The organism is Bradyrhizobium sp. AUGA SZCCT0169 (assembly GCF_018130085.1).
Taxonomy (GTDB): Bacteria; Pseudomonadota; Alphaproteobacteria; order Rhizobiales; family Xanthobacteraceae; genus Bradyrhizobium.
Genome location: NZ_JAFCMC010000006.1, coordinates 239,289 through 262,003, shown reverse-complemented (window position 1 = coordinate 262,003; position 22,715 = coordinate 239,289). Strand labels below are relative to the sequence as shown.

The 22,715-nt window shown below is 63.5% G+C and carries 18 protein-coding genes; 12 read left to right on the top strand and 6 right to left on the bottom strand.

What is annotated here, in order from left to right:
- Positions 1-63: 63 nt before the first annotated feature.
- The gene (ccmB, locus tag JQ609_RS10540) at positions 64-732 is read right to left on the bottom strand and encodes a heme exporter protein CcmB (protein ID WP_212273359.1); all 669 of its coding nucleotides are present in this window, start codon (positions 730-732) and stop codon (positions 64-66) included.
- Between the two features lie 268 nt (positions 733-1,000).
- Positions 1,001-1,603, bottom strand: a complete 603-nt coding sequence (gene ccmA / locus JQ609_RS10535; RefSeq protein WP_212273358.1) for a heme ABC exporter ATP-binding protein CcmA — start codon at positions 1,601-1,603, stop codon at positions 1,001-1,003.
- 226 nt (positions 1,604-1,829) lie between these two features.
- On the opposite strand from ccmA, the gene acnA reads away from it, so the two are divergent.
- The 3 genes from acnA (at position 1,830) to JQ609_RS10520 (ending at position 6,528) form a co-directional block, all read left to right on the top strand.
- Complete coding sequence (acnA, locus tag JQ609_RS10530) at positions 1,830-4,550, top strand: aconitate hydratase AcnA (RefSeq protein WP_212204131.1); 2,721 nt, start codon at positions 1,830-1,832, stop codon at positions 4,548-4,550.
- 223 nt (positions 4,551-4,773) lie between these two features.
- On the top strand, positions 4,774-5,535 hold the full coding sequence (locus JQ609_RS10525) for a DUF1223 domain-containing protein (RefSeq protein ID WP_192739310.1): 762 nt from the start codon (positions 4,774-4,776) through the stop codon (positions 5,533-5,535).
- 621 nt (positions 5,536-6,156) lie between these two features.
- Positions 6,157-6,528: a DUF2794 domain-containing protein gene (locus tag JQ609_RS10520; RefSeq protein WP_211999183.1), complete on the top strand. Its 372-nt coding sequence runs from the start codon at positions 6,157-6,159 to the stop codon at positions 6,526-6,528.
- Positions 6,529-6,557: 29 nt separating this feature from the next.
- Here the strand turns inward: JQ609_RS10520 and JQ609_RS10515 are convergent, their stop codons facing one another.
- The 4 genes from JQ609_RS10515 to JQ609_RS10500 all read right to left on the bottom strand — a co-directional run bounded on the left by JQ609_RS10515 (position 6,558) and on the right by JQ609_RS10500 (position 11,507).
- A complete protein-coding gene (locus JQ609_RS10515) occupies positions 6,558-7,097 on the bottom strand; it encodes a GNAT family N-acetyltransferase (RefSeq protein WP_212273357.1) in 540 nt (179 codons plus the stop codon).
- Positions 7,098-7,180: 83 nt separating this feature from the next.
- Positions 7,181-7,972, bottom strand: a complete 792-nt coding sequence (locus JQ609_RS10510; RefSeq protein WP_212204133.1) for a Bax inhibitor-1/YccA family protein — start codon at positions 7,970-7,972, stop codon at positions 7,181-7,183.
- 245 nt (positions 7,973-8,217) lie between these two features.
- Entirely contained in the window at positions 8,218-10,791 is a 2,574-nt protein-coding gene (locus JQ609_RS10505; protein ID WP_212273356.1) for an ABC transporter permease, read from the bottom strand.
- Positions 10,788-11,507, bottom strand: coding sequence for an ABC transporter ATP-binding protein (locus JQ609_RS10500; protein ID WP_212273355.1), 720 nt, complete (start codon positions 11,505-11,507; stop codon positions 10,788-10,790). Before JQ609_RS10500 ends, JQ609_RS10505 begins: the two co-directional genes overlap by 4 nt.
- 55 nt (positions 11,508-11,562) lie before the next feature.
- Between JQ609_RS10500 and JQ609_RS10495 the strand changes: the two genes are divergently transcribed.
- From JQ609_RS10495 to odhB, 9 genes are all read left to right on the top strand, one after another.
- Positions 11,563-12,210, top strand: coding sequence for an arylesterase (locus tag JQ609_RS10495; RefSeq protein WP_312014834.1), 648 nt, complete (start codon positions 11,563-11,565; stop codon positions 12,208-12,210).
- Positions 12,211-12,355: 145 nt separating this feature from the next.
- Complete coding sequence (gene thpR / locus JQ609_RS10490) at positions 12,356-12,892, top strand: RNA 2',3'-cyclic phosphodiesterase (protein WP_192739017.1); 537 nt, start codon at positions 12,356-12,358, stop codon at positions 12,890-12,892.
- Between the two features lie 121 nt (positions 12,893-13,013).
- Positions 13,014-14,201: a cell division protein ZapE gene (zapE, locus tag JQ609_RS10485; protein ID WP_212204136.1), complete on the top strand. Its 1,188-nt coding sequence runs from the start codon at positions 13,014-13,016 to the stop codon at positions 14,199-14,201.
- Positions 14,202-14,464: 263 nt separating this feature from the next.
- Positions 14,465-15,433, top strand: coding sequence for a malate dehydrogenase (gene mdh / locus JQ609_RS10480; RefSeq protein ID WP_212204137.1), 969 nt, complete (start codon positions 14,465-14,467; stop codon positions 15,431-15,433).
- A 132-nt stretch (positions 15,434-15,565) separates the two neighbouring features.
- Positions 15,566-16,762: an ADP-forming succinate--CoA ligase subunit beta gene (gene sucC / locus JQ609_RS10475; protein WP_212204145.1), complete on the top strand. Its 1,197-nt coding sequence runs from the start codon at positions 15,566-15,568 to the stop codon at positions 16,760-16,762.
- 2 nt (positions 16,763-16,764) lie between these two features.
- Positions 16,765-17,241, top strand: a complete 477-nt coding sequence (locus JQ609_RS10470; RefSeq protein WP_212273353.1) for a DUF1579 family protein — start codon at positions 16,765-16,767, stop codon at positions 17,239-17,241.
- 36 nt (positions 17,242-17,277) lie between these two features.
- Positions 17,278-18,162, top strand: a complete 885-nt coding sequence (gene sucD, locus JQ609_RS10465; RefSeq protein WP_192739022.1) for a succinate--CoA ligase subunit alpha — start codon at positions 17,278-17,280, stop codon at positions 18,160-18,162.
- A 137-nt stretch (positions 18,163-18,299) separates the two neighbouring features.
- Complete coding sequence (locus JQ609_RS10460; RefSeq protein WP_212204151.1) at positions 18,300-21,257, top strand: 2-oxoglutarate dehydrogenase E1 component; 2,958 nt, start codon at positions 18,300-18,302, stop codon at positions 21,255-21,257.
- Positions 21,258-21,424: 167 nt separating this feature from the next.
- Entirely contained in the window at positions 21,425-22,669 is a 1,245-nt protein-coding gene (odhB, locus tag JQ609_RS10455; RefSeq protein WP_212273352.1) for a 2-oxoglutarate dehydrogenase complex dihydrolipoyllysine-residue succinyltransferase, read from the top strand.
- The last annotated feature ends 46 nt before the right edge of the window (positions 22,670-22,715 follow it).

Below are 22,715 nucleotides of genomic sequence, written 5' to 3'. Positions count from 1 at the left end.
GGCGGAGCAGGCAATGCGGCTTGTTCTGTTCCATCAAGTGTTGATCGGCATGCATCAGATTATCTAGTCCAGCCCGTGCCGCAGGCTGGCGGCTGCGGCAAACGGTCCGATCACGAAACTGACCAGCGAGATCGCGCAGAGGATCGAGAACGGTGTTCCAAACGGCAGCGGCCCCGATATCGCGGCCTGCGACGCCGCTACGCCAAAAATCAGCACCGGGATCGACAGCGGCAGCACCAGAACCGCGAGCAGCAACCCGCCGCGATGCAGCGTCACCGCCAGCGCGGCGCCGGTCATGCCGATGAAAGTCAGCGCCGGCGTTCCCACCAGCAGCGTCAGCGCCACGGCCGAGGTCGCGGTGGCGTCGAGATTGAGCATCAGCCCAAGCACGGGGGTCGCGATGATCAGCGGCAGCCCGGCGGCGAGCCAGTGCGCCAGCGCTTTGGCGGCACAGGCCAGTTCCAGCGGCGTCCGGCCCATCACGATCAGATCGAGCGAGCCGTCCTCGTGATCTGCCGTGAACAGACGGTCGAGCGTCAGCAGACTGGCCAGCAGCGCGCCGAGCCAGAGAATGGAGGGCCCGAGCCGCGTCAGCAGCGCCAGGTCGGGCCCGAGTGCAAACGGCATCAGCACGGTGACGGTCAGGAAGAACAGCACGCCGATCAGCGCGCCGCCGCCGACGCGCAGCGCGATCCTGATATCCCGTCGAATCAGCACGGCAAGGGCGGTCATTCCGGCGCTCGCAATGGCTGCATGCGGTGTGCAATCCGCTGTGACGGCGTACACCGGTAGCTCCCTCCCCCCTTGCGGGGGAGGGCGGGGGAGAGGGGTAGCTCCGGAAATGGTGTCTGAGGGGGGCTATTGTCGAAGGTCGAACGGAGAGAGCACGTCGTGGGATACCTCTCTCCCTGACCTCGAGAGCGAGCTTCGCTCGCCTCGGACCCCGCAAGGGGGGAGGGAACGGAGAGAGTTGTACCAAGAGGCGAGAAGCTCAGCGCACTCACTGCCCGCCCCCCATCCGCAATTCGTCCGCCTCGATCCCGAGCGGCGCATGGGTGGCCGCGACGATGATGCCGCCGCGCGCGAGGTGATCGCGCATCAGGCCCGCGAACAGATCCTGCCCGGCGGCGTCGAGCGCCGAGGTCGGCTCGTCCAATAGCCAGACCGGCCGCCGCACCGCGAGCAGCCGGGCGATCGACAACCGGCGCCGTTGGCCGGCCGACAGATACGCCGCCGGCAGATGCGTCGCGTGCGCGAGCCCCACCTTGGCGAGGCTTTCGTTGGGATCGCTGGCGTCCCCGCCCAGAAAATCCCGCCAGAACGACAGGTTCTCCAGCACGCTGAGCGCGGGCTTCAGTGCGTCGCGATGGCCGAGATAATGGGCCTGCTCGGGCAGCGTTAGTTCATCAGCGCCGCCTTCCAGCGCGACCGATCCGCCTGCCGGCACCAGCAAGCCCGCGATCAGCCGCAGCAGCGACGTCTTGCCGGACCCGTTGGGGCCGATGACGGCGAGCGCTTGGCTAGAAGCGGCCTCGAAATCGAGCCCGGAAAACACCGCGCGCCCGCTCCGCACACAATCGATCTGACGTCCTGTGAGCCGCATCTTGCCTCGTTACGGCCCTTCAGAAAACCTTGGGGTACCGCATCAGAATTTTTGGGTCGCGCAATGCTGCAGCACGATCGTGGTTGTGGCGGCGCATCTAGAAAGATTCTATAAGCCCGGAACTTGATGCAGCACACAACCGGCGGCCGCAAGCCGGTAAGCCGACCGCGCTGACGGTGTTTAAATACCCCTTGCCGGGTATAACTGAGAATTGGGATTTCCTGACATGACCTCGCTCGACAGCTTCAAATGCCGCAAGACCCTCAAGGTCGGTGGCAAGACCTACGTGTATTACAGCCTGCCCGCCGCCGAGAAGAACGGTCTGAAGGGAATTTCCAAGCTTCCCTATTCGATGAAGGTGCTGCTGGAAAACCTGCTGCGTTTTGAAGACGATCGCACGGTCAAGAAGGCCGACATCATCGCGGTGTCGAAATGGCTGAAGACCCGCAAGCTCGAGCATGAAATCTCGTTTCGCCCCGCCCGCGTGCTGATGCAGGATTTCACCGGCGTGCCGGCGGTGGTCGATCTCGCCGCGATGCGCAACGCAATGCAGGCGCTCGGCGGCGACGCCGCAAAGATCAATCCGCTGGTGCCGGTCGACCTCGTCATCGACCACAGCGTGATCGTCAACTTCTTCGGTGACAACAAGGCGTTCGGCAAGAACGTGGTCGAGGAATACAAGCAGAACCAGGAGCGCTACGAGTTCCTGAAGTGGGGCCAGAAGGCGTTCACGAATTTCTCGGTGGTGCCGCCCGGCACCGGCATCTGCCACCAGGTCAATCTCGAATACCTCGCCCAGACGGTGTGGACCCGCAAAGAGAAGATGACGGTCGGCAGGAAGACCGGCACGTTCGAAGTCGCCTATCCCGACACGCTGGTCGGCACCGATTCGCACACCACGATGGTCAACGGTCTGGCCGTGCTGGGCTGGGGCGTTGGCGGCATCGAGGCAGAAGCTGCGATGCTCGGCCAGCCGCAGTCGATGCTGCTGCCCGAAGTGATCGGCTTCAAGCTCAAGGGCCAGATGAAGGAAGGCGTAACCGCCACCGATTTGGTGCTGACCGTGACGCAGATGCTGCGCAAGCAGGGCGTGGTCGGAAAGTTCGTCGAATTCTACGGCCCCGGCCTTGATTATCTGTCGGTCGCGGACAAGGCGACGATCGGCAACATGGCGCCGGAATATGGCGCGACCTGCGGCTTCTTCCCGGTCGATGCCGCGACCATCGATTATCTGAAAACCTCTGGCCGCAAGGCCGATCGGGTCAAGCTGGTCGCGGCCTACGCCAAGGCGCAGGGCCTGTTCCGCACCGCCAAGTCGGCCGATCCCGTGTTCACGGAAACGCTGACGCTCGATCTTGCCGACGTGGTGCCCTCGATGGCCGGACCGAAGCGCCCCGAAGGCCGCGTCGCACTTCCGGCGGTCGCCTCGGGCTTCTCCGCAGCGATGACCACCGAATACAAGAAGGCGGCGGATGCCTCGCATCGCTTCGCCGTCGAGAGCCGCAAGTTCGATCTCGGCCATGGCGACGTCGTGATCGCGGCGATCACCTCCTGCACCAACACGTCAAACCCGAGCGTGCTGATCGGCGCGGGCCTGCTGGCGCGCAACGCCGCCGCCAAGGGCCTGAAGGCCAAGCCATGGGTCAAGACCTCGCTGGCGCCGGGCAGCCAGGTGGTCGCGGAATATCTGTCCAATTCCGGACTGCAACTCGATCTCGACAAGGTCGGCTTCAACCTGGTCGGCTTCGGCTGCACCACCTGCATCGGCAATTCCGGCCCGCTGCCGGAGGATATTTCGAAGTCGATCAACGACAATGGCATCGTCGCCGCCGCTGTGTTGTCGGGTAACCGAAATTTCGAAGGCCGCGTGTCGCCGGATGTGCAGGCGAATTATCTCGCCTCGCCGCCGCTGGTCGTCGCCTATGCGCTGGCCGGCACCGTGACCAAGGACCTTTCGGTCGAGCCGATCGGTGAAGGCAAGGACGGCAAGCCGGTGTTCCTGAAGGACATCTGGCCGACCACCAAGGAAATCAACGCCTATATGAAGAAGTTCGTCACCGCGACGATCTTCAAGAAGCGCTACGCCGACGTGTTCAAGGGCGATACCAACTGGCGCAAGATCAAGACGGTCGAGAGCGAGACCTACCGCTGGAACATGAGCTCGACCTATGTGCAGAACCCGCCCTACTTCGAAGGCATGAAGAAAGAACCGGAACCGATCGTCGACGTGGTCGATGCGCGGATTCTGGCGATGTTCGGCGACAAGATCACCACCGACCACATCTCGCCGGCCGGTTCGATCAAGCTGACCTCTCCGGCCGGAAAGTATCTGTCGGAGCATCAGGTGCGTCCGGCCGACTTCAACCAGTACGGCACGCGGCGCGGCAACCATGAGATCATGATGCGCGGCACTTTCGCAAATATCCGCATCAAGAACTTCATGCTCAAAGGCGCTGATGGAAATATTCCGGAAGGCGGATTGACAAAGCATTGGCCCGACGGCGAGCAGATGTCGATCTACGACGCGGCGATGAAGTACCAGGCCGAGCAGGTGCCGCTGGTGGTGTTCGCCGGCGCCGAATACGGCAACGGCTCGTCGCGCGACTGGGCGGCGAAGGGCACCAGGCTACTCGGCGTCCGCGCGGTGATCTGCCAGAGCTTTGAGCGCATCCATCGCTCCAACCTGGTCGGCATGGGCGTGCTGCCGCTGACCTTCGAGGACGGCCAGTCCTGGACATCGATCGGGCTGAAGGGCGACGAGAAGGTGACGATCCGCGGCCTGCAGGGCGATTTGAAGCCGCGCCAGAAGCTGACCGCGGAAATCGTGTCCGGCGACGGGTCGCTGCAGCGCGTTTCGCTGCTCTGCCGCATCGATACGCTCGACGAGCTCGACTACTACCGCAACGGCGGCATTCTGCACTATGTGCTGCGCAAGCTTGCGGCTTGAGTTGTGTTTTGAGGCGTTTTCTTCACGCGAACCTTTATCCACTTCGCTTGAAAACGCCTTGAAACGCGGATTTGTGATCGGTGCCTCACTGCTACGTGAGTAGCGACCGGGAAGAAGGCGGCCTATGAAAAGGCCGCTTTCTTGCGTCTGGGGTGCGCGCTTAGGGATAGAAAATCATGCCCCGTACAAATACGGATAGAAATCGCCGGGACCGGTTCGCAGTATGACAGCGATGATGGCCAATAGTTCGATTTCGCGATGGTCGAGTGCGCTTGGCGTCTGTGCCATCGTCGCGATTATCCGTCCCGCTCATGCCGACCCGCGCGCGGTCGTCGAGCTGTTCACCTCGCAAGGCTGCTCGTCGTGCCCGCCGGCCGACGAGATCATTGGCGAGCTCGCCAAGGACCCCAACGTGATCGCGCTGAGCATGCCGATCGAATATTGGGATTATCTGGGCTGGAAGGATACGCTGGCGGACTCGCGCTTCAGCGCGCGCCAGAAAGCCTATTCGCAAATGCGTGGCGATCGCGACGTCTACACGCCGCAGGTCATCGTCAACGGTTCGGCGAAGGTGGTCGGCAGCGATCGTGCAGGCATCGACAGCGCAATCCAGCACACCCAGAAAGCCGCCGGCGTGATGTCGGTACCGGTGACGATGACGTTGTCCGGCAAGCACATCAACGTGTCGGTGGCGGCGAGCAACGCGCCGACTTCATCGCAGGGCGAAGTCTGGATTTGCTCGGTCTCGAAGGCGGTGCCGATCTCGATCGGGCGCGGCGAAAACCGCGGCCGCCAGGTCACCTACTACAATGTGGTGCGCAACATCCTGAAGGTCGGGGACTGGAACGGCAATTCCGGAAGCTGGACCGTTCCGCTTGAAAACATCTCCCGCGATGGCGTCGATGCCGCGGTCGTCTATGTCCAGGACGGCAATCGCGAAAAGCCCGGCCCGATGCTGGGCGCGGCCTACACGCCGCTGCGCTGATTTCGGATTTCTCGCGCCACCCAAGCTGTTGTCGCCCGACATGGTAGTCTGCCTTGCGCAGACTACGTAAACTTGTCTGCGCTTCGGGCGATCCAGTAGTCCGAAAAACCAGCGATATATCTCGCCGCCGCGGCGTACTCGGCCCCCGCTTTCGCGGAGGACGACAGCAGAAATTGTGGGGCGCTTTGCGCGGATCCGGTGGAATGCTCCGCAATGACGAAGCACCCCCCAAAAGAAAAAGGACCAACTCTCGTTGGCCCAGTGCGGGAGAAAGCTCCCCTGCGAACAGACCCGATCCCGACGGCCCCGGGGGGCTGGGGGCTGAGGAATCCGGAACCGAAAGGACCGGGTCAACGCAGGATTCACTTGTCGCAAGCCAGCGGGGCGGGCGATGGGCGGAAGTGGGGCAGCAATATGATTCCTCTAACGTTCCCGTGACTCGGTATTTTCGGTGTTGCCGCACGGCCCGTCGCGGTTTTCCGCCGCAATTTCAAAGGGCCTTGCGGTGCCCGGCGGTTAGCGCGATCATGTCATTGTCATGATCCGAAAGTGGGGACCGGGCTTTAGTGGGGACCGGTTTTTTCGGAACAAGATCATGCCGGAGACGACAGGAGGCGCTCGATGAGTTCGATGTCGGAGGACACTGATCCAAGCGGGAGTCGCGCGGTGGCGCGTACCGCCACTGCAAGTCCGCTGCCGAATAGCGTTACGTTCAATCGCCTGGAGCTCAATCGCATCCTCAATCTGTACGGCCGCATGGTCGCCGATGGCGAGTGGCGCGACTATGCCATCGACTTCCTGAAGGACCGCGCGGTGTTCTCGGTGTTCCGCCGCGCCTCCGAAGTACCGATCTATCGCATCGAGAAGGATCCGCGGCTGGCGCGCAAGCAGGGCATGTACAGCGTGATCTCGGCGACCGGGCTGATCCTGCGCCGCGGCCATGAGCTTGAGCGCGTGCTACTAGTGATCGATCGGAAGCTGGCGGTGGTTTAATCGGCCGGCCCGTTACCCCATCTACGATTCTAGGCCTTCGAATCCGCGGGCACCGTCGTGGCGCCTTCGCCAAGCGCGCGCTGCATCATCACCGTGTCCAGCCAGCGTCCGAATTTGAGACCGACGCAGGGGTGCGTCCCGATCATCTGGAAGCCGGTCTTGGTGTGGACGCCGATCGAGCCGGCGTTGGCGGAATCGCCGATGACGGCGATCATTTGCCGGTAGCCCCGCGCTTCGCATTCGGCGATCAGCCGCTGCAGCAGCAACAGGCCGATGCCGCGGCGGTGGATCGCCGGCTGCAGATAGACCGAGTTCTCCACCGTGAAGCGATAGGCCGGCCGAGGGCGGTAGGGGCCGGCATAGGCATATCCGATCACCCGGCCTTCGACCGCGGCGACGAAATACGGAAATCCCCCGTCCATCAGCACACGGAACCGCCTTGTCATCTCGACGAGATCGGGCGGGATCAGCTCGAATGTCGCGGTGCCGTAGCGCACCGCGTGCTCGTAGATTTCGGTGACAAAGGGAAGGTCGGCCTCGGTGGCGGGCCTGATATCGGGCGTAGACATGGTGACAGATTATTTTTGCTGGCCGCAAAAGAAAAGCCCCGGCCGCGAGGCCGGGGCTTCAATTCTTTGGCTGGACTGGATCGCTAGTCGCGCTGGCCAAGCAGCTGCAGCAGCAGCGTGAACAGGTTGATGAAGTTCAGGTAGAGCGAAAGTGCGCCGGTAATCGCCGCCTTTTCCGCAATGTCACCGCCCTGCGAGGCATAGCCGTAGATGTAGTCGTTCTTCAGCCGCTGGGTGTCATAGGCGGTGAGGCCCGCGAACACCAGCACGCCCACCACCGAGATGATGAACTGCAGCATCGAGCTGCCGAGGAACATGTTGACCAGGCTCGCGATGATGACGCCGATCAGGCCCATGAACAGGAACGACGCCATGCCGCTCATGTCACGTTTGGTGGTGTAGCCGTAGAGGCTCAGCGCGCCGAACGTTGCCGCCGTGATGAAGAACACCCGCACGATCGAGGTGTGGGTGTACACCAGGAAGATCGACGACAGCGAGATGCCCATCAGCGCCGCGAACGCCCAGAACAGCAATTGCGCCGTCGCGGGCCTCAGCCGGTTGATGCCAAACGAAATCGCGAACACCATGACCAACGGCGCGAGGATAAACAGCCACTTCAGCGGGCTGACATACATCGCGTAGCCGAACGGCGTCAGGAACTCCCTGCCGAACTTGGCGACGCCGGCCGACTGATCCGGGGTCACCGCCATCATATAGACGCCGAGCGCCGCCAGACCGGTGATGGCCAGGCCGATCGACATGTAATTGTAGATGCGCAGCATGTATGCGCGCAGACCGGCATCGACGGCCGCGGCATCGACGCGTCCGGCGGCCCGGCCGAAAGGAGAAGCGTAGTTACGGTCTAGGTCCGACATGGTCGAATTCCCGTTGGTTGCCCGGCGGATCGCAAGGGGTTTGCGTCGCCGGTTAGAATATCTAGCCCAAAGGCCGCGATTTGCTGACATTAATTCGGTGTCATCAAACCGGCCTCTGTCCCAGGCTGGTATGTGGGAAACTAACACATCCGCTGCAAGCTTCCACGCGCGGCTGAATGTCGCTCTAGATAGCTATTTTCCAGCAAAAGCAGCGTTAACGCGGCCTTGCCGCCCGCTACAAATTGTCACAAATTTCGCAGCACGCTGGCCGGCTTCTGGTTCAGGGCCAGCAACGTGCCGGCGAGTCCGAGGCCTACCGTGACGATCAGGGCCGCGGCGACGACGCCGGCGGCGCTGCCGGCCTGCCATATGAAGCTCAGCGTCATCAGCCGCGTCACGATCAGCCAGGCCGCGACCGAGCCTGCGATCACGCCGAACACCGCCGTGGCCAGGCCGATCATCAGATATTCCAGCGCGTAGGCGCCGAGCAGCCGCACCCGCGTCGCGCCCAGGGTCTTCAGGATCACAGCGTCATAGACCCGATGGCGATGGCCGGCGGCGAGTGCGCCGCCCAGCACCAGGATGGCCGAAATCAGTGTCACGGCGCTGGCGCCGCGGATCGCGAGCGTGAGATTGGTGACGACGGTGCCGATCGTGTCCAGCGCCTCGCGGACCCGTACGCTGGTCACCATCGGGAACGCGTCGGCCACCTGCTTGATGATCCGGGCGTCGCCGGCCGGATCCGGGTGGGCCTCGGACAGGGTCGCGACATGGGTGTGCGGCGCGCCCTTGAAGGCGTTGGGCGAGAACACCAGCACGAAATTGATGCCGAGGCCCTGCCAGTCGACGTTGCGCAGATTGGCGATCTTCGCCGGGATGTCGCGGCCCAGCACATTGACGACGATCTCGTCGCCGATCTTGAGCCTCATTCCGTCGGCGATCTTTTTCTCCATCGAGACCAGTGGTGGCCCGCGATAGTCCGCGCTCCACCAATCGCCCTCGACGACTTTCGAGCCCCTGGGGATGTCGGCCGTATAGGTCAGGCCGCGGTCGCTCTGCAGCACCCATTCGGTATCCCGCGTTGGTTTGAGCTCGTCGGCCTTGACGCCGCGGGCTGCTACGATGCGTCCGCGCAGCATCGGCACATCCTCCACGGTCGATTGCGGCGCTGTCTGCTTGAGAAACGCGCCGAAGCGATCGGCTTCCGAGGTCGGGATGTCGATGAAGTAGAACGAGGGCGCGCGGTCCGGCAACGCCGCCAGGAACTGCCGTCGCAGATTGCCGTCGATCTGGGTGATGGTGACGAGGACGGCGAGGCCAAGGCCCAGCGACATCACGACCGACGGCGTCAGCGCGCCGGGCCGGTAGATGTTGGCAATCGCCAGCCGCAGCATGGTGATATCCGATCGCGGCAGCCGGCGCGCCAGCGCCATCAGGCCGGCGGCGACGCCGCGCAGCAGTGCGAACACCGCAACCGACGACGCGACGAACACCGCTGCGATCCGCTTGTCGTAGGCAAGGCCGATGGCGACTGCGATCAAAAGCGCAATCACGACGGCCATCAAGGCGAGGTATCGCCAGCGCGGACGGTGCCATTCGCGGGCGACTTCCTCGCGGAACAACGCCGCCACCGGCACGTCGTGCACCCGTCCGAGCGGCCACAGCCCGAACGCAAGCGCGGTCAGCAGGCCATAGATGAAGGACAATGCGAGTTCGTCGAGATGCAGCGCGGGGATCACCGGCAGCGGCAGCAGCTTGCCGAACAGGCCGACGATGACGAACGGCAGCGCGGCGCCTGCGACGAGCCCGATGATCGAGCCGATCCCGGCGAGCACGACGACCTGGGTCAGATAGATCGTGAAGACGTCGCGGCCGGTGGCGCCGAGCGCCTTGAACGCGGCGATGACGTCGCGGCGGCGGTCGATATGGCTCTTGACGGCGTTGGCGACGCCGACGCCGCCGACCAGGAGGGCGGCAAGGCCGACCAGGGTGAGGAACTGGGTGAAACGGCTGATGGTGCGCTCGAGCTGCGGCGAGGCGTTGGCGCGGCTGCGGATCCACCAGCCGGCCTCCGGCAACGCGGCCCGCACGCTATCGATCAGCTGGGTCGCGGCGCGCTCGTCGGCCGCATTGTCGGGCAGTTTCAGCCGATAGATCCAGCGCACCAGGCTGCCGGGCTGCAGCAATCCGGTCGCGCGCAGACTGGTTTCGCTGACCAGGACGCGCGGCCCGAGCCCGACATTGCCGGCGAGCTTGTCCGGTTCCGCGCCGACCACGCTGCGGATCTGGTAGTTGGCGTTGCCGATGCTGATGCGGTCGCCGAGCTTGAGATCGAGCCGCGCCAGCAGCACGGAATCCACCGCCGCGCCGAATACGCCGTCGCGCTCGGCCAGCAAGTCCGCAACCGGCATCTTGGGCTCAAGCGTCAACTCCCCGAGCATCGGGTATTTTCCATCCACCGCCTTGAGTTCGACCAGCGCCAGCCTGCCGTCGCCGCTGCGGGCCATGACGCGCAAGGCGGCTGCGACCGAAACCTCGCCGCGGGCGCGCAGGAAGGCGATTTCCTCTGGCGTGGCTTCGCGCTGGATCAGCGAGAATGCGACGTCGCCGCCGAGCAAGGTGCGGCCCTCCCGGCTCAGGCCGTCGCTGAGGCTGGCCGCGACCGAGCCGACCCCGGCGATCGCCATCACGCCGAGCGCGATGCAGGCGATGAAGACGTAAAAGCCGCGCAGGCCGCCGCGCAGTTCGCGAAACGCGTAACGCAGCGCCAGTGATGATGATGCGCGGCTGCCGCCAGCGGCTTCCGACGCCATGGTCATGAAGTGGACTGTCCGTCGATGCGGCCCGAGCGCAGCCGCACCACGCGGTCGCAGCGTTGCGCCAGCGAGGTGTCGTGCGTCACCAGCACCAGCGTCATGCCGCGCTCGGAATGCTTGGTGAAGAGCAGGTCGACGATCTGCTTGCCGGTCGCCTCGTCGAGATTGCCGGTCGGTTCGTCCGCGACGAGGATCGCAGGATCCGGCGCCAGCGCGCGGGCCAGCGCGACGCGCTGCTGCTCGCCGCCGGAGAGCTGCGTCGGATAGTGATGCAGCCGATCGCCGAGACCGACCGAGGTCAGCTCCTGCTCGGCTCGTTTGGCCGCATCGGGATTGCCGGCGAGCTCCAGCGGCACCGCGACGTTTTCCAGCGCCGTCATGGTCGGGATCAGATGGAACGACTGGAACACGATGCCGACCTGGCGGCCGCGGAAGCGGGCGAGGGCGTCCTCGTCGAGGGCATTGAACGGCGTGCCGTTCACCACCACCTCTCCGCTGTCAGGCCGCTCCAACCCCGCCATCACCATCAGCAAGGTGGATTTCCCCGAACCTGACGGTCCGATCAGGCCGATCGCTTCGCCCGGTGCCACACGAAGGCTGATATCCTTCAGAATATGAACGCGTGCCGCGCCCGTACCGAGCGAGAGATTGACGTTGGAAATGGAAATGGTGTCCGGCTCCAGGCCGGTTAGTGAAGAGGGTTCGATGAGACTGTCCATGGATCGGTCATATGGCAATTCCGCCGCCGGGGTCGAGGGCCGGATAGGCATGTTCGTGCACATACTCGTGTTGATTATGGCCTTGATGACGACACAGACGGTTTTTGCGCAGACCCCGGCCACACCTCCGGTCAAGCCGATCAAGATGGTCGTGCTCGGCGACTCCTTAAGTGCCGGCTATGGCCTGGCGGCGACCGGGGCGTTCCCCGCCCGCCTGCAAAAGGCGTTGGAAGCCAAGGGGATAAAGGTAGATATGATCAATGCCGGGGTGTCCGGCGACACCACCTCAGGCGGCCGCGACCGGCTCGACTGGTCGGTCCCGGAGGGAACCGAGGCCGTGATCCTCGAGCTCGGCGCCAATGACGCCTTGCGCGGCACCGATCCTGCCGTCACCCGCGCCGCGCTCACCGATATCCTGACCCGGCTTAAGGCCCGCAAGATCGCCGTCCTGCTGTGCGGGATGCTGGCGCCGCCGAATTATGGCAGCGAGTATGCGGCCCGCTTCAACGCGATCTACCCGGAGCTTTCGAAATCCTTCGGCGTGCTGCTCTATCCGTTTTTTCTGGAAGGCGTCGCCGCCGAGGCCAAGCTCAACCAGCCGGACGGATTGCATCCGACCGCTGAGGGGGTCGACATGATTGTGAAAAACATTCTGCCCAGTGTCGAGGCATTTCTCGGCGCGTTATCTGCGCAACGCAGCTGAAAATACAGCAGTGAATAACCCTGCCGATAGTTTTCCCCGTAGCTTTCCGGTCCAGTGGCGCCGGCTGCTTCGCAGGGTCATATAACTCAGGTAGAAATTGGTGATCGGTGATTCGTCATCGGGTTTCAGCATCGGGAGTCGAGCGATGCCGCGTTTGTTTGCTGGACTGGAAATTCCGGCCGAGATTGGCCAGACCCTTTCCAATTTGCGTGGCGGCCTTCCGGGCGCACGCTGGATCGATCCCGAAAATTATCACGTCACCTTGCGTTTCATCGGCGACATCGACGGCATGTCGGCGAATGAAATCGCCTCGATGTTGTTTCGGGTCAACCGCAAGCCGTTCGAGGTCAAGGTGCAGGGCCTGCAAAGTTTTGGCGGCCGCAAGCCGCGGGCGGTGGTGGCGTCCGTCGAACCGAGCCGGCCGCTGATCGAATTGCAGGCCGAACTCGAGCGGATGATGCAACGCATGGGGCTAGATCCCGAGGGACGCAAATTCACCCCTCATGTGACGCTGGCGCGGCTGCACGACGCCTCGAGCCAGGATGTCGCCGACTATCTGTCGGTGCGCGGCTATTTTCCTAGCCGCACCTTCATGGCCTCGCGCTTCGTGCTGTTCTCGTCGCGCGCTTCGACCGGCGGCGGCCCCTATGTGGTCGAGGATTCCTACGCGCTGAGTGCGTGAGGGCGCTTCTTACCTCGCCCCGCTTGCGCCGTAAGAACGGGGCGAGGGAGAAGAAAGCGCATACCCCCACCACCAATTCACGGCTTGCAATTCTCGCACGCTTGGGGCCGTAAGGTGGGCCATGCTGTCGACGACCTCACCCACCTCGTTCCGCGCCCATTATCAGGGGCTGGTCACCTCCGGCGCGATCGAGGCCGACCCGGCGCAGGCCCGCGCCGCCGACGCATTTGCGGCGCTGGAAGACCGGCTGTCCAGCTACAAGCCGCGGCGCAAGCAAAGCCTGCTCGGCCGGCTGTTCGCCGACAAGGACGAGCCGCCGCCGCGCGGGCTTTACGTCCATGGGGAGGTCGGTCGCGGCAAGACCATGCTGATGGACCTGTTCTTCCAGCAGAGCGCCATCGAGCACAAGCGCCGCGCGCATTTCCACGAATTCATGGCCGAGGTGCACGAGCGGATTTACGGCTACCGGCAGGAGATCGCGCGCGGCGAGATCGCCGACGGCGATGTGATCGCGCTGACCGCGAACGCGATCTTCGAGGAGGCATGGCTGCTGTGCTTCGACGAATTCCACGTCACCGACATCGCCGACGCCATGATTTTGGGGCGGCTGTTCTCAAAGCTGTTTGAACTCGGCACCGTCGTGGTGGCGACCTCGAACGTCGCGCCCGAAGATCTCTACAAGGGTGGCCTCAACCGCGCGCTGTTCCTGCCATTCATTTCGCAGATTGCCGATCGCATGGACGTGCTGCGGCTCGACGCGCGCACCGACTTCCGGCTGGAAAAACTCGCCGGCGTGAAGATGTGGCTGGTGCCGGCGGATGACGCCGCCGGTGACGCGCTCGACAAGGCCTGGCGCAAGATGACCGGCAACGCGCCCTGCAAGGCGCGCGATATCGCGATCAAGGGCCGCATCCTGCGCGTGCCCTGTTCGTCGCATGGCGTCGCCCGCTTTTCGTTTGCCGAACTCTGCGAGCAGCCGCTGGCCGCCTCTGATTATCTGCGGCTGGCGCACGATTATCACACCATCCTCGTCGATCGCATTCCTGTGATGGACTATGCCGAACGCAACGCGGCCAAGCGCTTCATCTCGCTGATCGACACGCTCTATGACAATGCCGTGAAGCTGATGGCCTCGGCGGACGCCGATCCGGTGTCGCTGTATCTGGCAACCGACGGCATTGAGGCGAACGAGTTCAAGCGGACCTCGTCGCGCCTGATCGAAATGAGTTCCGAATCCTATCTGGCGCTCCCGCACGGGCGGAAGGATTCAGCGGCGAGCGGGTCGAGCACGGGGTTGGTGGAAACGTAGTCTTTCAGCCGTCATTGCGAGCCAACGGGTCGCGCGAATGCGCGCCCGATGACAGGCTCCGCGAAGCAATCCACCCCTCCGCACGGAGATAGATGGATTGCTTCTCGCAATGACGGTTGGGAACGCCGGTGGCATACCTGATCGAAATGAAGGCAAGGCCTACAATTGGGCACGCCGCGACTTGAACGTATCATTCGAAAGGGATAACCAGCCTCCCAGTTCACTCTCCATCCTCCTCTACGTCTCAGAAGGACAAATTTCCCATGGCGCGCGACAAGATTGCTTTGATTGGCTCCGGTCAGATCGGCGGAACGCTGGCTCACCTCATTGGCCTGAAGGAGCTCGGCGACGTCGTCATGTTCGACATCGCCGAGGGCGTGCCGCAGGGCAAGGCGCTCGACATTGCGCAGTCGTCGCCGGTCGACGGTTTCGACGCGCATCTGACCGGCGCCAATTCCTATGAGGCGCTCGACAATGCCAAGGTCTGCATCGTGACCGCCGGCGTGCCGCGCAAGCCCGGCATGAGCCGCGATGATCTGCTCAGCATCAACCTCAAGGTCATGGAGCAGGTCGGCGCCGGCATCAAGAAATACGCCCCCGACGCCTTCGTCATCTGCATCACCAACCCGCTGGACGCGATGGTATGGGCGCTGCAGAAGGCTTCCGGCATGCCGCACAAGAAGGTGGTCGGCATGGCCGGCGTGCTGGATTCCGCGCGCTTCCGTTATTTCCTCGCCGACGAATTCAACGTCTCGGTCGAGGACGTCACTGCCTTCGTGCTCGGCGGCCATGGCGACACCATGGTGCCGCTGACGCGTTACTCCACCATTGCCGGCATTCCGCTGCCCGACCTCGTCAAGATGGGCTGGACCTCGCAGGCGCGGATCGACGAGATCGTCGATCGCACCCGCAATGGCGGCGCCGAGATCGTCAATCTCCTGAAGACCGGTTCGGCCTTCTACGCCCCGGCGGCTTCCGCGATTGCGATGGCCGAGAGCTATCTGAAGGACAAGAAGCGCGTGCTGCCCTGCGCCGCCTATCTCAACGGCGAATACGGCGTGAAGGACATGTATGTCGGCGTGCCCGTCGTCATCGGCTCGAAGGGTGTCGAGCGCATTGTCGAGATCGAGCTGGCCGGCAAGGACCGCGAAGCCTTCGACAAGTCGGTCGGCGCCGTGCAGGGCCTGGTCGATGCCTGCAAGAAAATCGCTCCCGATCTGCTCGGCCGTTGATTTTATTTAGCTTTCGCCCTGGAAACGGGGCGAAAGCGTTTCTGGCTTGCAGTTCTATTGGTATATGGTATGCCAACTACCAATACCGGTGGGCCGTAGAACTTGCCGTATGAAGGTTTGGGGAGCGTCCAGATGAATATCCATGAATACCAGGCCAAGGCGTTGCTCAGTGAATTCGGGGTGCCGATTTCGCGCGGCGTGCCGGTCTTGAAGGCCTCGGATTCGGAAGCCGCCGCCAAGGCGCTTCCCGGCCCGATCTGGGTGGTGAAAAGCCAGATCCACGCCGGCGGCCGCGGCAAGGGCAAGTTCAAGGAAGCTTCCGCGGGCGACAAGGGCGGTGTGCGCATCGCCAAGTCGGTCGCCGAGGTCAACGAGTTCGCCAAGCAGATGCTGGGCGCGACCCTCGTCACGATCCAGACCGGCGCCCACGGCAAGCAGGTCAACCGCCTCTACATCGAGGAAGGCTCCGACATCGACAAGGAGTTCTATCTCTCGATCCTGGTCGATCGCGAAACCTCGGAAGTCTCGTTCGTGGTCTCGACCGAAGGTGGCGTCAACATCGAGGACGTCGCGCACAACACCCCTGAGAAGATCATCACCTTCTCGGTCGATCCGGCCACCGGCATCATGGCCCATCACGGCCGCACGGTCGCGAAGGCGCTGAAGCTCTCCGGCGATCTGGCCAAGCAGGCCGAGAAGCTGGTTGCGCAGCTCTACAAAGCCTTCACCGCCAAGGACATGGCGATGCTGGAAATCAATCCGCTGGTCGTCACCAAGCAGGGCGATTTGCGCGTGCTCGACGCCAAGGTCGCGTTCGACGACAACGCGATGTATCGCCATCCGGAAGTCGCCGCCCTGCGCGACGAGACCGAAGAGGACGCCAAGGAAATCGAGGCGTCGAAATACGATCTCAACTACGTCACGCTCGACGGCACCATCGGCTGCATGGTCAACGGCGCCGGCCTTGCGATGGCGACGATGGACATCATCAAGCTCTACGGCATGGAGCCCGCGAACTTCCTCGACGTCGGCGGCGGCGCGAGCAAGGAAAAGGTTGCGGCCGCCTTCAAGATCATCACCGCCGACCCGAACGTAAAGGGCATCCTCGTCAACATCTTCGGCGGCATCATGAAATGCGACATCATCGCCGAGGGCGTGGTCGCGGCCGTCAAGGAAGTCGGCCTGAAGGTGCCGCTGGTGGTTCGGCTCGAGGGCACCAATGTCGACGCCGGCAAGAAAATCATCCGCGAATCCGGCCTCAACGTGCTGCCCGCCGATGATCTCGACGATGCCGCTCAGAAAATCGTGAATGCCGTCAAGGGAGGCTAGCGATGGCTGACCGTCTCGCCGCACCGACTGCCCTGGAGGAACACCGCAAGCTCGCCGTGTTTGCCGGCGAGTGGAGCGGCGAAGAGATGGTCTATCCCTCGCGCTGGAACGCGGGCGGCTCCGCGACCGCCCACGTCAAGGCGCGCATGGATCTCAACGGTTTCTATCTGATCCAGGACGCCGTCCAGATGCGCGACGGCAAGGAGAGCTTCGCCACGCACGGCGTGTTCACCTACGACCGCGAGGACCGGCACTACAAATTGTTCTGGCACGATTCGCTCGGCTACTACTCGCCGGCGCCGGCCTCCGGCGGCTGGACCGGCAAGACGCTGATCCTCGTGCGCGGCTCGCTGCGCGGCAATGCGCGCCACGTCTATGAAGTCGTCGACGACAACAACTACACCATGAAAATTCAGTTCTCGCCTGATGCGGAAGGATGGGCCGACGTGCTCACCGGCACGTATCGGCGAATCCACTGATCCCGTTTCCGATCACACAGGGAAGTAACATCCATCATGTCCGTTCTGATCGATAAAAACACCAAAGTCATCTGCCAGGGGTTTACCGGCAAGAACGGCACGTTCCATTCCGAAGCGGCGATCGCGTACGGCACCAAGATGGTCGGCGGCACCTCGCCTGGCAAAGGCGGTGCGACGCATCTGGGTCTGCCGGTGTTCGACACCGTCGCCGAAGCGCGTGAGAAAACCGGTGCGGACGCGAGCGTCATCTATGTGCCGCCGCCGGGGGCTGCGGATGCGATCTGCGAGGCGATCGACGCGGAGATCCCGCTGATCGTCTGCATCACCGAGGGCATTCCGGTGCTCGACATGGTCCGCGTCAAGCGTTCGCTGTCAGGGTCGAAGTCCCGCCTGATCGGACCGAATTGCCCGGGTGTCATGACCGCGGGTGAATGCAAGATCGGCATCATGCCGGCCAATATCTTCAAGCCCGGCAGCGTCGGCATCGTCTCCCGTTCGGGCACGCTGACCTATGAAGCCGTGTTCCAGACCACCCAGGAAGGCCTCGGCCAGACCACCGCCGTGGGCATCGGCGGCGACCCGGTCAAGGGCACCGAATTTATCGACGTGCTGGAAATGTTCCTTGCCGACCCCAAGACCACCTCGATCATCATGATCGGTGAAATCGGCGGTTCCGCCGAGGAAGACGCCGCCCAGTTCATCAAGGACGAGGCCAAGCGGGGCCGCATGAAGCCGATGGTCGGCTTCATCGCCGGCGTCACCGCCCCTCCCGGCCGCCGCATGGGCCATGCCGGCGCGATCATCTCCGGCGGCAAGGGTGACGCCGGTTCCAAGACCGCAGCGATGGAATCGGCCGGAATCACGGTCTCTCCGTCGCCGGCGCGGCTTGGACACACCCTTGCCGAAAAATTGAAGTCCTAATTCAATTCTTGGTTCTTTTGGGCGGGAAGTTTCGCGCTAAATAGGGTAAAGGTGCTTTACCTCGCTGGTCCGGGCCTCCGGACCGGCCAAAGCGCCGTTTTCCACGCGCGAAGCCAAAAAATTACCAGGACGCCATCATGTCTCGCCAGGACGCGAATGCTGCATTTGCCCTCTCTTCCTTTTTGCAGGGCACCAACGCCACCTACATCGACGACCTCTACGCCCGCTACGAACAGGACTCCGCCTCGGTCGATCCCGATTGGCAGGAATTCTTCAAGAGCCTGAAAGACACCCCGGCCGACGTCCGGAAGAACGCCGGCGGCGCTTCCTGGGGCCGCGACAACTGGCCATTGACGCCGCGTGACGAACTGACATCGGCGCTGGACGGCAACTGGGCGCAGGTCGAAAAGGCGGTTGGTGCCAAGCTGGCGGCCAAGGCGCAGGCCAAGGGCGCCGAAGTGGCGTCGGCCGACATCAACCAGGCGACGCGCGATTCGGTTCGCGCCCTGATGCTGATCCGCGCCTACCGGATGCGCGGTCATTTCCACGCCAAGCTCGATCCGCTCGGCATCGAGGCCCAGCGCGACCGCGAGGAGCTTGATCCGCGCACCTACGGTTTTGCCGAGGCCGATTTCGACCGCAAGATTTTTCTCGATCACGTGCTCAGTCTGGAATACGGCACGCTTCGCGAAATCGTCGCGATCTGCGAGCGCACCTACTGCCAGACGCTCGGCGTCGAGTTCATGCACATCAGCAACGCGGCGCAGAAGGCCTGGATCCAGGAACGCATCGAAGGTCCGGACAAGGAAATCAGCTTCACGCCGGAAGGCCGGCGCGCGATTCTGAACAAGCTGATCGAAGCCGAAGGCTTTGAGAAATTCTGCGACATCAAATTTACCGGCACCAAGCGCTTCGGCCTCGACGGTGCCGAATCGCTGATCCCGGCGCTGGAGCAGATCATCAAGCGCGGCGGCAATCTCGGCGTAAAAGAGATCGTGCTCGGCATGCCGCATCGCGGCCGCCTCAACGTGCTGACCCAGGTGATGGGCAAGCCGCACCGCGCGCTGTTCCATGAATTCAAGGGCGGCTCCGCCAATCCCGACGCGGTCGAAGGCTCCGGCGACGTCAAATATCACCTCGGCGCCTCGTCCGACCGCGAGTTCGACAACAACAAGATCCATCTGTCGCTGACTGCCAACCCGTCGCATTTGGAAATCGTCGATCCGGTCGTGCTCGGCAAGGTGCGCGCCAAGCAGGACCAGCATGGCGATCCGCCGGACATGCGGATTTCGGTGCTGCCGGTGCTGATGCATGGCGACGCCGCCTTCGCCGGCCAGGGCGTGGTCGCCGAATGCTTCGGCCTGTCCGACCTGAAGGGCTACCGCACCGGCGGTTCGCTGCACTTCATCGTCAACAACCAGATCGGCTTCACCACCTATCCGCGCTACTCGCGCTCGTCGCCCTATCCGTCCGACGTGGCGAAGATGATCGATGCGCCGATCTTCCATGTGAACGGCGATGATCCGGAAGCCGTGGTGTTCGCGGCCAAGGTCGCGATCGAATTCCGGCAGAAATTCCACAAGCCCGTCGTGATCGACATGTTCTGCTACCGCAGGCATGGCCACAACGAAGGCGACGAGCCGATGTTCACCCAGCCGGTGATGTACAAGAAGATCGCAACGCATCCCGGCACGGTCGAGCTTTATTCCAAGCGGCTGATCGCTGACGGCGTCTTGACCGAGGGCGAGGTCGAAAAGGCCAAGGCCGACTGGCGTGCGCGGCTCGATGCCGAACTCGAGGCCGGCTCGGGCTACAAGCCCAACAAGGCCGATTGGCTCGACGGCAAATGGGCCGGCTTCAAGTCCGCCGATCAGGAAGAGGATGCGCGCCGCGGCGTTACCGGCGTCGATACGGCTATCCTGAAGGATATCGGCCGCAAGATCACCAAGGTGCCCGACGGCTTCCGCGTTCACCGCACCATTCAGCGCTTCCTGGAAAATCGAGCCAAGGCGATCGACAATGGCGTCGGCATCGACTGGGCCACCGGCGAGGCGCTGGCGTTCTGCACGCTGATGCAGGAAGGCCGGCACGTCCGCCTGTCGGGGCAGGACTCCGAGCGCGGCACCTTCTCGCAGCGCCATTCGGTGCTGATCGACCAGGAGGACGAGAGCCGGTACACGCCGTTCAATCACCTTGGCCCCGATCAGGGCCACTACGAGGTGATCAACTCGCTGCTTTCGGAAGAGGCGGTGCTCGGCTTCGAGTACGGCTATTCGCTGGCCGAGCCGAATGCGCTGGCGATGTGGGAAGCCCAATTCGGCGACTTCGCCAACGGGGCGCAGGTGCTGTTCGACCAGTTCATCTCCTCGGGCGAACGCAAATGGCTGCGCATGTCGGGTCTCGTCTGCCTGCTGCCGCATGGCTATGAAGGGCAGGGACCGGAGCACTCCTCGGCGCGGCTCGAACGCTTCCTGCAGATGTGCGCCGAAGACAACATGCAGGTGGTCTATCCCACCACGCCGGCGAATTACTTCCACGTGCTGCGGCGTCAGCTGCATCGCGAAATCCGCAAACCCCTGATCCTGATGACGCCGAAATCGCTGCTGCGCCACAAGCGGGCGGTGTCGCGGCTCGACGAACTCGGCAAGGACGCCACGTTCCACCGCATCCTCTACGATGACGCCCAGATGCTGCCGGACGAGAAGATCAAGCTGGTGGACGACGACAAGATCCGCCGCATCGTGCTGTGCTCGGGCAAGGTCTATTACGATCTCTACGAGGAGCGCGAGAAGCGCGGCATCGATGACATCTACCTGATGCGCGTCGAGCAGCTCTATCCGGTGCCGCTGAAGGCGCTGGTGCACGAACTCGCCCGCTTCAAGAATGCGGAAGTCGTCTGGTGCCAGGAAGAACCGCGCAACATGGGTGCGTGGCACTTCATCGAGCCCTATCTCGAATGGGTGCTGAACCAGATCCACGCGCCGAACAGGCGTCCGCGTTACGCCGGCCGCGCGGCGGCGGCGGCCACGGCCACCGGTTTGATGTCGAAGCATCTGGCGCAGCTCAAGGCGCTGCTGGATGACGCGCTGAACTGATCCGTCATGCCCCGCGAAGGCGGGGCATCCAGTACTCCGCGCCGTTCGTTTTAATCGCAATCGTCACGGAGTACTGGATCGTCCGCCCCTGAGCGCAATTGCGCACAAGGCGGGCGATGACAGTTTGAAATAGATGACTGCTTAAGGGTATTGAGGAAAAACAGACCATGACTGACATTCGCGTTCCGACGCTCGGCGAGTCCGTGACGGAGGCCACCATTGGCCGCTGGTTCAAGAAGGCCGGCGATGCCGTGGCGGTGGACGAGCCTTTGGTGGAGCTCGAGACCGACAAGGTCACCATCGAAGTCCCGGCGCCTTCAGCAGGCGTGCTGGGCGAGATCGCCGCCAAGGACGGCGAAACCGTCGCCGTCGGCGCGCTGCTCGGACAGATCAATGACGGCGCGGCAGGCGCCAAGCCCGCGGCCGCTCCCGCAAAGGCAGCCGCGCCGGCCGCTCCGCCGCCCGCCGCTGCCACAGCACCTGCTGCGGCGCCAAAGGCCGCACCTGCGGACGCGCCGCTGGCGCCGTCGGTGCGCAAACTCTCCGTCGAGAGCGGCGTCGATGCCGCGACCGTGCCCGGCTCCGGCAAGGATGGCCGCGTCACCAAGGGCGACATGCTGGCTGCGATCGAGAAGGCGGCTTCCGCGCCGACCCCGGTCAATCAGCCCGCCGCGGCCGTGCAGGTGCGTGCACCGTCGCCCGCTGACGATGCCGCGCGCGAAGAGCGCGTGAAGATGACGCGGCTGCGCCAGACCATCGCGCGCCGCCTGAAGGACGTGCAGAACACCGCGGCGATGCTCACGACCTTCAACGAGGTCGACATGAGCCACATCATGGCGATGCGGACGCAGTACAAGGACGTATTCGAGAAGAAGCACGGCACCAAGCTCGGCTTCATGGGCTTCTTCACCAAGGCCTGCGTGCAGGCCCTGAAGGATATTCCCGCCGTCAATGCCGAGATCGACGGCTCCGATCTGATCTACAAGAACTACTATCATGTCGGCGTCGCCGTCGGCACCGACAAGGGCCTGGTCGTCCCCGTGGTGCGCGACTGCGACCACAAGTCGATCTCCGACATCGAAAAGAGCATCGCCGATTTCGGCCGCCGCGCCCGCGACGGCCAGCTCAAGATCGACGAGATGCAGGGCGGCACCTTCACCATCACCAACGGCGGCATCTACGGTTCGCTGATGTCGACGCCGATCCTGAACGCGCCGCAGTCCGCCATTCTCGGCATGCACAAGATCCAGGAGCGGCCGATGGCGATCGGCGGCAAGATCGAAGTCCGCCCGATGATGTATCTGGCGCTGTCCTACGATCACCGCGTCATCGACGGCAAGGAAGCGGTCACGTTCCTGGTCCGCGTCAAGGAGAGCCTGGAAGATCCGGCGCGGCTGGTGCTGGATCTCTGAGGCACGGCGCGTTTCGAATGCCCGCTCCTCGGCGGGTATTTTGAGC